General features: G+C 60.1%; 10 protein-coding genes. 1 reads left to right on the forward strand and 9 read right to left on the reverse strand.

Annotation, left to right across the window (positions count from 1 at the left end; all coding sequences use genetic code 11):
* Window positions 1–44: 44 nt before the first annotated feature.
* Window positions 45–332, reverse strand: coding sequence for a co-chaperone GroES (locus MTP43_RS08440; protein WP_005923585.1), 288 nt, complete (start codon window positions 330–332; stop codon window positions 45–47).
* Between the two features lie 304 nt (window positions 333–636).
* On the opposite strand from MTP43_RS08440, the gene MTP43_RS08445 reads away from it, so the two are divergent.
* Window positions 637–1,713 (forward strand): acyltransferase family protein, encoded by a 1,077-nt coding sequence (locus MTP43_RS08445; RefSeq protein ID WP_181967312.1) that lies wholly within the window; start codon window positions 637–639, stop codon window positions 1,711–1,713.
* Window positions 1,714–1,780: 67 nt separating this feature from the next.
* Here MTP43_RS08445 and MTP43_RS08450 read toward each other — a convergent pair whose 3' ends face one another.
* The 8 genes from MTP43_RS08450 to MTP43_RS08485 all read right to left on the reverse strand — a co-directional run bounded on the left by MTP43_RS08450 (window position 1,781) and on the right by MTP43_RS08485 (window position 13,518).
* Entirely contained in the window at window positions 1,781–2,764 is a 984-nt protein-coding gene (locus MTP43_RS08450) for a diacylglycerol/lipid kinase family protein (protein WP_112121160.1), read from the reverse strand.
* An 87-nt stretch (window positions 2,765–2,851) separates the two neighbouring features.
* On the reverse strand, window positions 2,852–5,149 hold the full coding sequence (locus tag MTP43_RS08455; RefSeq protein ID WP_249234732.1) for an ATP-dependent Clp protease ATP-binding subunit: 2,298 nt from the start codon (window positions 5,147–5,149) through the stop codon (window positions 2,852–2,854).
* A 185-nt stretch (window positions 5,150–5,334) separates the two neighbouring features.
* Window positions 5,335–6,180, reverse strand: a complete 846-nt coding sequence (locus MTP43_RS08460; RefSeq protein WP_249234733.1) for a TPM domain-containing protein — start codon at window positions 6,178–6,180, stop codon at window positions 5,335–5,337.
* A gap of 14 nt (window positions 6,181–6,194) precedes the next feature.
* Window positions 6,195–7,286, reverse strand: a complete 1,092-nt coding sequence (locus MTP43_RS08465; RefSeq protein WP_249234734.1) for a hypothetical protein — start codon at window positions 7,284–7,286, stop codon at window positions 6,195–6,197.
* A 79-nt stretch (window positions 7,287–7,365) separates the two neighbouring features.
* Window positions 7,366–8,766: an SPFH domain-containing protein gene (locus MTP43_RS08470; protein WP_249234735.1), complete on the reverse strand. Its 1,401-nt coding sequence runs from the start codon at window positions 8,764–8,766 to the stop codon at window positions 7,366–7,368.
* Window positions 8,767–9,036: 270 nt separating this feature from the next.
* Window positions 9,037–10,479 (reverse strand): TrkH family potassium uptake protein, encoded by a 1,443-nt coding sequence (locus MTP43_RS08475; protein WP_249234736.1) that lies wholly within the window; start codon window positions 10,477–10,479, stop codon window positions 9,037–9,039.
* Window positions 10,480–10,491: 12 nt separating this feature from the next.
* On the reverse strand, window positions 10,492–11,844 hold the full coding sequence (gene trkA, locus MTP43_RS08480) for a Trk system potassium transporter TrkA (protein ID WP_044960269.1): 1,353 nt from the start codon (window positions 11,842–11,844) through the stop codon (window positions 10,492–10,494).
* 354 nt (window positions 11,845–12,198) lie between these two features.
* Window positions 12,199–13,518, reverse strand: coding sequence for a thymidine phosphorylase (locus MTP43_RS08485; RefSeq protein ID WP_005923565.1), 1,320 nt, complete (start codon window positions 13,516–13,518; stop codon window positions 12,199–12,201).
* Window positions 13,519–13,527 lie beyond the last annotated feature (9 nt).

A 13,527-nucleotide genomic window follows, 5' to 3' on the forward strand; every position in this document is an offset into this window, starting at 1 on the left:
GCTCCTTTATAATACAAGCTCAATTGAAAAGGGAAAATTCAGTTTCAGTCTTCCACAACAGCCAGAATATCACTCTGACGCACGATGGTGCACTCTTCGCCGTCCACCTTGACCTCAGTGCCAGAGTACTTGCTGGTGAGGACCTTGTCGCCGACCTTGACGGTCATCTTGACTTCCTTGCCGTCCACGACACCGCCGGGGCCAACTGCGATGACCTGTGCGACCTGCGGCTTCTCTTTTGCGCTGCCGGTCAGGATCAGGCCGCCCTTGGTGGTCTCCTCAACTTCAACAGTCTTGATGACAACACGGTCTGCAAGAGGAATGATTTTCATAATTCTTGCCCTCCAATTATATTGAATTTATTTGAAACTTTGTTGTGTCCTGCGGGGGCTTCGTGTGTGCTCCGCAGCGGTTTAGCACTCCTTTTCTCTGAGTGCTAATTGTATTGTACTCATCTTGCTCTGAAAAATCAAGGGGTTTTGCAATTTTTCTTTGTTAAGAATTTATGACGCCCAAAAATCGCACCCTACTACGCAAAAAAGCGGTGTGTCCTTGACAGGACGCGCCGTCTTTTTTATACTTATAGCGCATTACAAAAACACAGCTGACGCGCTTTGCGGCAGAACGGAGGATACTTTGACAGACAAAAAGCTGATCTCATCTTTGCAGGGGCTGCGGGCAGTCGCATTTCTGAGCGTAGTCCTCTCCCATTGCGGGGCACCATGGCTGGGGCCGTGGGCGATCACGGTATTCGTGGCGCTGTCCGGTTTTCTGATGACCTGCAACTATTACGACCGCCCGCGCACAGCACCGGGACTGCGGTCCGCCATAGCCTTTTCTCTGCAAAAAATACGCAAGCTGTACCCGCTGCACCTTATAATGATGGCTGCCGCGTTGTTATTTGTGCTGAAGTGGCTTCTGGCGCAGCCCTCTGCCTGCGGGGTGCTCTCCTGTGCGGCGCAGCTTGTGGTGAGCATTTTCCTGCTGCAAACATGGATCCCCTCCAGCCGTTTCTGGTTCTGCCTGAACGGAGTGGCGTGGTATCTTTCGGTACAGGCTTTTCTGTATGCCATCTTTCCCCCGCTTCTCGCCGTACTGAAAAAGGCCGATGTCCGCAGGCTGCGTTGCATTGCCGTCGTGATCTTCTGCGCACAGTGCCTTGCGTCCTTTGTTTTCTGGAAAGCCGGGCTCAGCGGAAAGGCCGCCTTTTACCTGACCTATCTGTGCCCTGTGTTCCGGGCGGGAGATTTTACCATCAGCTGCTGTGCAGGCTGCCTTTACCGCAGCCGCAAGCAGGAGAGTACACTGCCGCGCGGTGTTTTCTCCCTATCGGAATTGGCCGCTGTACTGCTTACGGGCGGCTGCCTGTTTATCGCCGCCAAGCAGGTGGGGGTTCTGGGCGCGGTGGCCTTCCGGTACAACGTGCTGTTCACACCCTCTGCGGTGCTGCTGGTCTGGCTGCTTGCCGTGGGCAAGGGAATCATTTCCCGGCTGCTTTCCGCAAAGCCGTTTTTGTGGCTGGCCGGGCTGTCCCCTTACGGTTTTCTGATCCATCAGGTGCTGATCCGGTATATGGAGTGGACTGCGGACAAGTTCAGCCTTACGGTACATCCTGTGGTCTGGACCCTGACCGTATATCTGCTCACGCTCTGCCTGAGCAGCTTTTACAAGGCGCTGGAGCACAGGGTACGGCAGCGCCTTGCAAAACAATAAGCAAAACACAAGGCCGCTGCACGGAACAATGTGCAGCGGCCTTGTTTGGGTCTGATGGTTTATTTCTTTACTTCACAGCCGCTTTTTTGGCGGTAAAGCGCTGGTAGGCGGGCAGCGGCAGCAGCACGCGGCCTGCCAGCGGCTGCACCTGCACCGACACCTGCTTGCAGGGGGCGCACTCGCCGTCCACTGTGGCAATGATGGGTCCGCGGCCATCTGCTGCCCGCAGACTGACCGATTTTGCGCGGCGGTAGATAAAGTAGGGCTTTGCGGCCTCGGTCAGCTGGCCGTTTTGAAAGTGCTGGCCGTTTTTGTACAACATCAGCAGTTTTGCAATGACCCGGCGGCTGACCTTGCGCACGATGAACACATCCAGCCAGCCGTCATCCGGCTGTGCCTCCGGCCCGGCCATAAAACCGCCGCCGTAGGCGCGGCCATTGCACACTGCGCACATCAGGCAGTCCACGGTCAGCACCTCGCCGTCAATGACGTACTCCACCCTGCGGCCGATATGCCCGCACAGCTGCTGAACAATGGACAGCGCATAGGCTGCCTCGCCGCCGCACAGCGGGATGCGCCGGAACTTGGGGATGCCGTAGGCCACCTGTGCGTCCAGACCGGCGGCACAGATGGTAGCAGAAAGCCCCAGACTGGTGCGCATCAGGTCGATGGGCACCACCCCGCCGGCCAACTGGGCGTCCAGATCCAGAAACTCCTCCTTTGTACCGTAGGTGCGCAGAAAGTCGTTGCCGCTGCCATAGGGCAGGCAGCCCACGGCGGTCTTGTCAAAGCCGTGAGCGCCGGTGAGCGCCTCGTTGAAGGTGCCGTCACCACCGGCGGTAAAAATGTGAAGCTCCACCCCGGCCTTCTGGGCGGCAGCGGCGGCTGCGCGGGACAGTTCCCGGGCGTGGCCTGCGTGGGTGGTGACGCGGATGGTGTAGTCCTCCGGGGCAAGCCCGGCACCGGCAGCAGCTGCCGCGATCTGCTGCGGCAGGGTGCGGGTACAGTCGGCCTTTCCGGCTGCGGGGTTCAGAAGAAACAGCGTGTGCATCGGGGTCCTCCCTGTTGTAACTCTATTTCCTCTATAATAGTCGAAAACCGTGCCGGTTGCAAGCAAAAACGCTATTTTGCTATTTTCTTATAGAGTTATGGTTTCATCCTCCCGCAAAACGATGCTGCCATCGGCGGCGCAGTCTGCTGTCCAGTGCTGCCCTACGCAGGCAGTTCCGGCAGCAATGCGGTTTGCAAGTGCCTGCTCCACCGCCCTGTCCACCTGACGGCGCAGTTCCCGCGCACCATAGGCCGATTGCGCCCGGGCAGCCAGTGCCGCCCCCACCTGCGGGGTGTGGCGCAGCCGGTAGCCGCTGCGGGCGGCGCGCTGCTCCAGCTGACAGAGCATTTTTTCTGCAATGGCGCAAAGGTTTTCCTCTGCCAGCGGGCGGAACACGATCACCTCGTCCAGCCGCCCCAGCAGCTCCGGCCGGAACCACTTTTTAGCTTCCTCCACAGCCTGCGCGGACTGCTTTTCAAACACGGCTTCTGCCCCGGCGGCAAAGCCCAGCGGCGCGTTCTGCCCCGCCAGGAACCGTGCGCCCAAGTTGGAGGTGAGCAGCACGATGGTGTTGCGGAAATCTGCCTTGCGGCCCATGGCATCGGTCAGCTGACCGTCCTCCAAGATCTGCAACAAGATATTCTGGATATCCGGGTGTGCCTTTTCGATCTCGTCAAACAGCACCACGCTGTACGGGCGGCGGCGCACGGCTTCGGTCAGCTGCCCGCCCTCGTCATGGCCGAGGTAGCCCGGCGGCGCACCCAGAAGCCGGGCGGCGGTGTGCTGCTCCTGATACTCTGACATATCAAATTTGAGCAGCGCTTTCTCGCTGCCAAACCAGCTGACCGCAAGCGCACGCGCCAGTGCGGTCTTGCCCACGCCGGTAGGCCCTAAAAACAGCATAGCACCGATGGGACGTCCCGGCTCTCCCAGACCGGTGCGGCTGCGCCGGATGGCTCCAGCCACGGCCGCCACCGCACGCTGCTGGCCAACAATTTCCGCATTCAGGCGGCTTTCCAGCTTGTCCAGACGCTCCCGCTCCTGCTCGCCCACCCGCTGGGCGGGCACGCCGCTGGCGGCCGCCACCACCCGGGCGATATCCTCCGGGGTGAGCACCGGCTGGGTGCGCTGCTCCTTTTCGGCAAGGATGCGCGCCGCCGCACAGGCTTCGTCCACAAGGTCAATGGCCTTATCCGGCAGACAGCGCCCGGGCAGGTACCGCACCGAAAGCTCCACCGCCGCCTGCAAGGTCTGGGGCGGCAGGCGCACGCCATGATACCGCTCGTAGCGGGGCGCAAGGCCGTTGAGGATCTCCACCGCCTGCGCAGGGGTGGGTTCTTCCACCTGCACCCGGCCAAAGCGGCGCTCCAGCGCGGCGTCCTTCTGGATGTGGGTGCGAAACTCCTGATTGGTAGTCGCGCCGATAAGCTGCAACTCGCCCCGGGCAAGCACCGGTTTCAGGATGCTGGCAGCGTCAATAGCGCCCTCGGCGGCACCGGCACCCACGATGGTGTGGAACTCGTCAATGAACAGGATGGCGGTGCCGTCCCGCACCAGCTCTTCCAGCAGGTTTTTCAGCCGCTCCTCAAAATCGCCCCGGTACTTGGTGCCCGCCACCAGACTTGCCATGTCCAGCGCCAGCAGCCGTCGCCCCTGCAGCGCTCTAGGCACCTGCCCGGCGGCAATGCGCAGCGCCAGACCCTCGGCCAGCGCCGTTTTGCCCACGCCCGGCTCGCCAATCAGACAGGGGTCGTTTTTCTGGCGGCGGCACAAGATCTCCACCATGCGGTCAAGCTCGGCTTCCCGGCAGAACACCGGGTCCAGCTCCCCTTCGGCGGCACGGCGGGTCAAATCGCGGCAGTATTTATCGCTGGCGCGGCTGCCCCGGGGGATGCTGGCCGACACCCGGGGCTGGGCGGGCAGCACAAACTGTCCGCTCAGCTGGCGGCACTCCCGCACCGCCTCGGTGAGCGAAAGCCCCATCTCCGCCAGCAGCAGCCCGGCGGCGCAGCCGTCATCTTCCAGCATGGCACAGAGCAGATGCTCCGGCTCTGCCCGGCTGACGTGGGCGTTCTGCGCCCCAATGAGCGCATAGTCCATGGTGCGGCGCAGGTCCGGTGCCATGGACTGCCGGTCCAGCCGCTGTGCCGGGCCGCTGCGCTGCTGCGCCAGCTGGCGGCGCACCTCTGGCTCGGTAATGTTTTTCCGGGTGAGGAACTGCGCCGCAGCGCCCTGCTGCTGCAGCATTGCCAGCAAAAGATGGCTGGTATCCGCCTGTTCACAGCCCAGATCTCCTGCCAGCTGCACCGCCTGCTGCAACAGCCGCGCCGCCGGGCGCGAAAAGCCCCGGTAACCGCCCATGCCCAGATTTTCCCAAATGCCCATGTGTCTGCTCCTTGCTGCATATAAAATCGTCTGCACTGGAAGTATAGCCCTAAAGGCGCAGAAAAAATCAGTCGTTTGTGTCGGGCGGCAGAAAAGTAAAAACCGATCCGCAGCGGTTGCCGGGACGCGGGTGCGACCGGCTGCTGCGGATCGGTTTTTGAGATTTTATCTTGCGGGGAACGTTTTCAGAACGAACCGCCTCCGCCGCCGTGGGTGGAGCCGCTGGAGGAGGTATGGGTGGAGCTGCCGCCGGAACTGCCGGAGTCAGTCTCCTTCGGCCGCTCGGTGCGGTGGATCTCACGGTACAGATACAGATCCCGCTGGTTGGTCAGCTTCATGCTGCCCTGCCGCACATAGCTGGTTGCGTCCCGCTGCGGTGCCACGCTCTTGAGCCGGCTCTTCATCACGCCGGTCGCGATCAGTGCCGTGATCAGGCCAATGACCAGCGCCACGCCCAGATACACGATCGAGAACGGCTCCTTGGGCATGTTGTCCACATCGTAGGGGTGGCCTTCGCGGGCGGCGGTAACATACGCGTCCGTCCACTGGATAAAGGTGTGGAAGGCGGCGGCGTAATCGCCGTCTGCCATATCGGGGGTCATCTGCTCGCCAAGGTACTGGATGCCGGCATCCGTAAAGGCGGTAATGCCGTAGCCGCAGGTGGAGATATGCCATTTGCGGTCGCCTATGCTCACCAGCAGCAGCACGCCGTCCCGGTTTTCACCGTAGCCGAACTGGCAGTAATCATACAGGTCATCGGCATATTCCTCCATGCTGGTGCAGCCCTCGCTTTCCAGCGAGTCGATGGTAGCAATGATCACATCAAAGCTCTGGCGGACGCTCAGTTCCTCCAGTGAAGCTTCCAGCTCGCCGTCCTCGTCCTCGGTCAGGACCTGTGCATTGTCGTTCATGCGGTAATACAGGTCGGCAAAGCCGTCTGCGGCAAAGGCCGGTGCGGCCAGCGCGACCAGCAGCACCAGTGCTGCCAGCGCGGCACAGAGGGAGCGCAGCGGGGTAACAGTCTTTTTCATCTTCCGTCCCTCCCTTACAGAATCCCGGCCAGCCACAGCAGCCACATCACCGCATAGGATGCAGCACCAACAGCTGCCGTAAGTCCCAGCGTCCACTTGCGGGCGGCGGCCTTATCCACCGGCAGATTGCCCACAAACTTGCCGGTCTGGCCGTTCATGGCAAAAATGTAGTTGTTGCCCTGCCAGCTGGTGCTCAGCACCCACACCGGGAACAGGGCATACTTTGCCTTGCCGCCGTGCAGCTGGATGCTGCTGTTTTCCATTTTCACGGAGTCGTAGCCGGTAACGGTCTGGGTAAAGGCGTCCTCGGTGGACTGACGGACGCGCTCATTGGCGCGCTGGATGCCCTTTTGGGCGTCCACATCGTACTTATCGGCCACATAGCCCGCCAGATACGCGGTCTTGAAGGGCACGGCATCACTCATGGCAAAGGGCTCGATGGATTCCATCAGGTCGTCCTCCATCTTGGAGGAGCCGTCCACCGGAACCGCGTCAAAGCCCAGCACGCCGTCCCGGCGCACGGAGTAGTAGCTGGTCTCGGTATAATCGTAGTCGTCATCCGACCAAAAGCGGGTGCGGGTAGCGGTAAAGCGCAGCTGGGCATCGGCGTCGCTGTCGTACAGCCAGAAGGGCACATACACGCCCTTGATCTCGTCGATGTGGTTCTGGCTGCGGAACACCTTGGGCAGCAGGGTCTTGCCTTTGAGGTGCTCCTGCAGCTTTTCCTTCGCCGCTTTTTTATCCAGCTTGAAGGGGATGATGAGGTCGGGGCGTAGGTCTCCGGCAAACTGTCCGGTCAGAACGATGGGGTTGCCGCAGAAGGGGCAGGCCGAGGCTGCCATGGTGTCGTCGCCCACGATCTCGCCGCCGCAGCTCTTGCAGACATAAGTATGCAGACCGGCGGTCTCGCCCTCTGCCCAGCTGCCGCCGGGGGTGGCCCAGTTCATCTCGCTGGGCTTTTGGTCTTTCAGGTCCTCATCGTAGCCCTTCAGTGCGTCCACCTCAAACTCGGTGTCGCAGTAAGGGCATTTCATCTTCTGGGTGGTGCTGTCGAACCGGATCGCACCATCGCAGCAGGGGCACTTATATTCCAGCATTCCTGCCATAGCGTTTCCTCCTATTATAATCTGCGGGGCAGGGGCTTTTCCCCTGCCCCGCAGTGTGATCGGTCATTATGCGCCGGGCTTAGCTGCGGTCGTTGTCGTCAAAGGGGTCGCCGCACTCCGGGCAGAACTTGGGCGGGTGTGCAGGATCTGCCGGTTCCCAGCCGCACTTGTCGCACTTATACTTGGGCGTACCGGTGGGCTTGGGTTTGCCGCACTCGGAGCAGAACTTGCCCTTGTTCACCGCGCCGCAGCTGCAAGTCCAACCCTCTGCTGCCGCCGGGCGGGGCTTGCCGCACTCCGGGCAGAATTTGCCGGTGACGGTGGCACCGCAGCTGCAAGTCCAGCTGTCAGCAGCGGGCTTCGGCTCCGGCTTTTTGCTGCCGCATTCCGGGCAGAACTTGCCGGTAACGGTAGCGCCGCAGCTGCACTTCCAGCTGTCGGCGGCAGAAGTCTGCTGCTGGGGTGCTGCGGGCTGCTGCCCCATGGCGAACAGGCTCTGGGCGTTCATGCCGTTTGCACCAGTTGCCATGCCCATGCCCATAAAGCCGGTCATAGCACCGGCGGTGTTCCCAGCAGCAGTCTTCATGGCATCGATCTGACCGCCCACCAGACGGGCTGCGGCGGTGGTGGGGTCGGTGGTCATGGCGTTTTCTTCCCACTCGGTGATCTTCTTCTGCTGCTCCTCCGGGATGGACAGGGAGTTGATGTTGAAGGAGAACACCTCGATGCCGCGCTTCTTGCGCCAGATATTGGACAGCTGCTCGTTCAGGGCGTCCGAGATCTCCAGCGTGTGGGCGGGGATCTCGTAATACTGCACCTTGTTGGCAGAAAGGGTGGCCAGCGCAGGCTGCAAAGCGTTCATCAGCTCGCTCTTCAGGCGAGGAGCCAGCTCCGAGGCATCGTACTGGGTGGAGACGTTGCTGCACACGTTGGTGTAGAACAGCAGCGGGTCGCAGATGCGGTAAGTAAAGCTGCCGTTGCAGCGGATGTTCACCGAGAGCTTGTAGCCTCGCTCCTCGCTGACCACTACGCGGAAGGGGATGGGCGTTGCGGTGCCGTACAGGATCTCGCCCAGCTCCTTGGTGTTGATGTAGTACACCCGCTGATCCTTGCCGGTGTCGCCGCCGTAGGTAAAGCGCTTGGCTACGGTTTGGAAAGTGGCTGCCAGACTGTCGCCGAAGTTGCCGGTGAACACGCTGGGCTCGGTGGAGGAATTGAAGGTATACTCGCCCGGTTCGGCGCACACCTCCACCACCTTGCCCTGCTCCACGATGAGCATGCACTGTCCGTCTGCCACAGCAATGCCGCTGCCGTTGGTGATGATGTTGTCCTCGCCGTTGTTGGAGCTGCGGCGGGAGGTGCGCTTCTGGCCCTTGACCATCAGCACATCCTTATCCAGCGCATCGCAATAGAAAAATTCTTTCCACTGATCTGCAAGAGTTCCGCCCAGTGCGCCCATACCTGCTTTGATCAAACCCATAATAATTTCCTCCTGTATGTTTTATTGTTTTTGCTCTCTTCTTTATCATGCAGAACGATTTCGTTTGTAAAAAAGGTTCTGCCTGCTCAGGGGTAAGGGTCAGATAATTGATATTATAATCATACTGCAATGCGGCGCTGAACGCAAGGAATTTCTAACCGTTGCCACCTGCCTTTGCAGCTTCTTTCACAAAAAAGAACACCGGAGCGTCCATAGAGACTCCGGTGTTCCGAAATACTATTTTTATGCTTGTCCCGTACCCAAAAAGGCTTAGAACCGCCGCCATGTATCCGGCATAAACAGCACCAGCATGGGGAAGATCTCCAAACGGCCGGCCAGCATATCGAAGATGAGCACCAGCTTTGCGGGGTCTGCAAAGCAGCCGAAGTTCTGCATTGGGCCTGCCATTTCCAAGCCCGGGCCGATGTTGTTCAGGGTAGCAGCCACGGCGGTAAAGTTTGTCACCATATCAAAGCCGTTCAGGCTGATGAGGAAGAAGGAGGCCGCAAAAATAAAGATATAGGCCGCAATGAACACGTTGGTGGTGCGGATGGTCTCGTGGTTGATGAGTTTGCCGTCCATGCGGGCGGGCGCTACCACCTGCGGGTGCAGGGCGGTTTTGAGCTCCTTGGCCAGGGTCTTACCCAGAATGAGGAAACGGCTCACCTTGATGCCGCCGCCGGTGCTGCCCGCGCAGGCGCCAATGAACATGAGCATGACCAGAATCTCTTTAGAGAGGGTCGGCCACAGGTCAAAATCGCAGCTGGAAAAGCCGGTGGTGGTGATGATGGAGCCCACCTGAAAAGCGGCCTGCCGCAACGCCTCGCCAAAGCTGTTGTACATACTATAAATATTGGCAGTGATGATACCCACTGCCACTGCGATGACCACAAAGTAGCCCCGCACCTCCTCGCTGGCAGCAGCGCGGCGGAACTTGCGCATGAGCAGCAGGAAGTAGGCGTTGAAGTTGACGCCGAACAGGATCATGAAGATGGTCACGACCCACTGGATGTAGGGCGAAAAGCTGGCAAAGCTGTCGTTGCGGAAGCCGAAGCCGCCGGTGCCCGCCGTACCAAAGGCGGTGAGCATGGCTTCGAACAGGGGCATTCTGCCAATCAGCAGGAACACCAGCTCCAGCATGGTAAGGGCAAAGTAGATGCCGTACAGGATCTTAGCGGTGGACTGTACCTTAGGCACCAGCTTATCCACCTGCGGGCCGGGGCTTTCCGCCTTCATCAGGTTGACGTGGGAGCCGCCGGTCAGCGGCAGCAGCGAGAGCAGAAACACCAGAACACCCATGCCGCCGATCCAGTGGGTGAAGCTGCGCCAGAACAGAATACCGTTGGGCAGCCCCTCCACGGCGGGCAGGATGCTGGCACCGGTGGTGGTAAAGCCGGAGACTGTCTCAAACAGAGCATCCACAGGGTTCGGGATGCAGCCGGTGAGCACAAAGGGCACCGCGCCAATCACCGAGATGAACACCCAGCACAGCGAGGTAGCCGCAAAGCCCTCGCGCATGTAGAACACCTTACTGCGGGGTTTGATGGTGTGCAGGGCGTAGCCGATGCCGGCGCTGACGGCAGCTGTGAGCAGAAACACGCCCAGCACCATCCACTCGCCATACACTAAGCTGGCGGCGGCGGGCAGCAACAGCAGTGCGCCCTCGATCATCAGCACATAGCCCAGCAGACGGAAAACGATCGCATAATTCATAGTCCGCCTCCGTCAGTGCTCCACGATATCGCGCAGATCGTGCAGACCATGCTCCAGCGTGACCACGATGACGTTATCGCCCACCTGGATCTGGTCGCCGCCGCGGGGGATCAAAATCTTGCTGCCGCGGGTAATGCAGCACAGCAGCAGGTTCTTTTTCAGGTGCAGCTGGCTCAGGGGCACACCGGTAGCGGCGCTCTCCTCGTGCACTGTAAACTCCAGTGCCTCCACGCGGTCATCCAGTATGCGGTACAGAGTCTTGATGTTGTTGCCTGCCTCGTTTTGCAGGGCGCGGACGTACTGCACGATGTAGTCACAGGTCATGTACTTGGGGTAGACCACGCTGCCCAGATCCAGCCCGGCCAGAATATCGTCAAATTCCAGACGGTTGACCTTGGTCACCAGCTTGCCGTTGGAGTGCTTTTTGGCAAACAGGGTCAGCAGCACATTCTCCTCGTCGATGTTGGTCAGTGCCACGAAAGCCTCGGTGGATTCCAGACCCTCGGAAAGCAGAAACTCGCGGTTGGAGCCGTCCTCGTTCAGGATCTGTGCGCCGGGCAGCTGCTCGGCCAGTTCTACGCAGCGGGCAGCGTCCCGCTCCACGATACGCACCCGCACGTGGTTTTCCAGCAGTTCCTGACTGAGGTAGTAGGCAATGGCACCGCCGCCCACGATGAGGGCGTTGCGTACCGGCTGCACCGGCAGATGCAGCTGCTGGAAGAAGGCGTGAGCTTTTTCCTGCGTAGCAAGGAAGGTGACCTGATCGCCCTTTTGCAGCATAAAGTTACCGTTGGGGATGATGACCCCGCCCTCACGCTCCACCGCGCACACCAGAATATCGCTCTTGAGCCGGGTAGGGATCTCGCGGATGGCCACGCCGTTCAGCGCATCGGGCAGCGCAAACTTGATCAGCCGCACACGGCCGTCCGCAAAGGTATCGATCTTGCTGGCACCGGGGAAACGCAGCAGATGAGAGATCTCCTTTGCCGCTGCCATTTCCGGGTTGATGATGGCGGAAATGCCGATCTGCTTTTTGATAAAGTCCAGCTCGTGGCTGTAGGATGGGTTGCGCACGCGGGCAATGCCGTGGCAGTGGCCCGCCTTTTTGGCAAACATGCAGCAAAGCAGGTTCAGTTCGTCCGAGCCGGTGACCGCAATGAACACGTCCGCATCCTCAATGCCCGCCTCAGACAGGGTGGTGATGGACGAGCCATTGCCTACAATGCCCAGCACGTCGTAGCTTTCGGTCAGGTGCTCCACGCGCGCTTTGTTGGTGTCCACCACAGTCACGTTGTGGCCTTCCTCGCTGAGCTGGCGCGCCAGAGCCGTGCCGACCTTGCCGCCGCCCACCAGAATGATCTTCATAACAAGTCCTTTCTCCTTTGGCAGCCCCTTTTTCCGGGGCATACAAGTACAGTGTAGTATACCATATCCCGATGCAAAGTTCTACCGTTTGTCCCGCAAATACAGCGAATTGCTTAAAAAGCGACAGTTCTTTTGTGCAAGATGGCCTGTTCTCAGCGTGAAAGCGCAAAAAGGGACTGCCGCACAGCTTTGTGCAGCAGTCCCCTTGGGACGAAACGATTTAGAATGCCCACCGCGTACGCTCTGGGCATCCTCAGCGGAAAAAAAATTGTTATAAGAGCAAGGTCGGTCAGCCTGCGGGCTGCCCGACCTTGCATTTTCGCGGAAAACAGGGTTCTCCCTTGCTGTCCGGTCTCAGTACCGCTCTACGCCGTCTTTGGTGACAAGGGCGTACACCAGCGGGGCTTCCTCCGGCTTTTCAGCGCCGTACACAAGGCCGCTGCGGTACTCGGCTGCGGCAGCTTCAAACTTGTCCGCAACGCCGTAGAAGGTGGCAAGGCTTTCGCCCTTATGGACGTAGTCACCGCGCTTTTTGTGCAGGGTGATACCGGCGGCAAAGTCCAGCGGGTCGCCCTTTTTCTGGCGGCCTGCGCCCAGCAGCACGCTGGCAGAACCGATCTTTTCCGCATCGTTGGCCACAATGTAGCCGTCCTGCTCGGCCAGCAGTTCGTAGCTGGCGGCGGGCTGTGCAAACAGGCTGTAATCATCCAGCACCCGGATGTCGCCGCCCTGCGCGGCAAACATTTCCTTGCACTTGGCAAAGGCAGAGCCGTCCGCAATGACAGCCTCGGCCATAGCGCGGCAGTGGGCGGCATCGCCCTTGCCTGCCAGTACCAGCATGTTGGCCGCCAATTGCAGGCACACCTCGGTCAGGTCTGCCGGGCCGTGGCCTTTGAGCACGTCCATGCTCTCCATCACTTCCAGACTGTTGCCGATGTTGTGCCCCAGCGGGGTGTCCATATCGGTGATCATGGCAGCTACCCGGCGGCCATGGTGGGTGCCAATGGCGACCATCAGCTGTGCCAGCTCAATGCTCTGGTCAACAGTTTTCATAAAAGCACCGGTGCCGGTGGTGACGTCCAGCAGGATGGCGTCCGAACCGGAGGCCAGCTTTTTGGACATGATGCTGGACGCAATCAGCGGGATGCAGCTGACGGTAGCTGTAACGTCCCGCAGAGCGTACATCTTTTTATCCGCCACAGCGATACCCTCGCTCTGGCCGATGACCGACAGACCGATCTGGTTCACCTGTGCAAAAAACTCCTCCTGCGAGAGGGCGGTCTTTGTGCCGGGCACGCTCTCCATCTTGTCGATGGTACCGCCGGTGTGGCCGAGACCCCGGCCGCTCATTTTAGCGATCTTCACCCCGCAGGCCGCCACGATGGGTGCAATGACCAGCGTGGTCTTATCGCCCACACCGCCGGTAGAGTGCTTGTCCACTTTGATGCCCGGAATGGGCGAAAGGTCTACCATCACACCGCTGTGCGCCATCACATCGGTCAGCTCAGCGGTCTCCTCATTGGTCATGCCGCGCAGATACACCGCCATCATCCATGCGGCCATCTGGTAGTCAGCCACTTCCCCGCTGACAAAGCCGTTGACAATAGCTTCCAGCTCCTCCCGGGTGTGGGTGCCGCCATCCCGCTTTTTTGCGATCAGATCATAAATACGCATCGTTTCACG

Source organism: Faecalibacterium sp. IP-1-18 (assembly GCF_023347355.1).
Classification (GTDB): domain Bacteria; phylum Bacillota; class Clostridia; order Oscillospirales; family Ruminococcaceae; genus Faecalibacterium; species Faecalibacterium prausnitzii.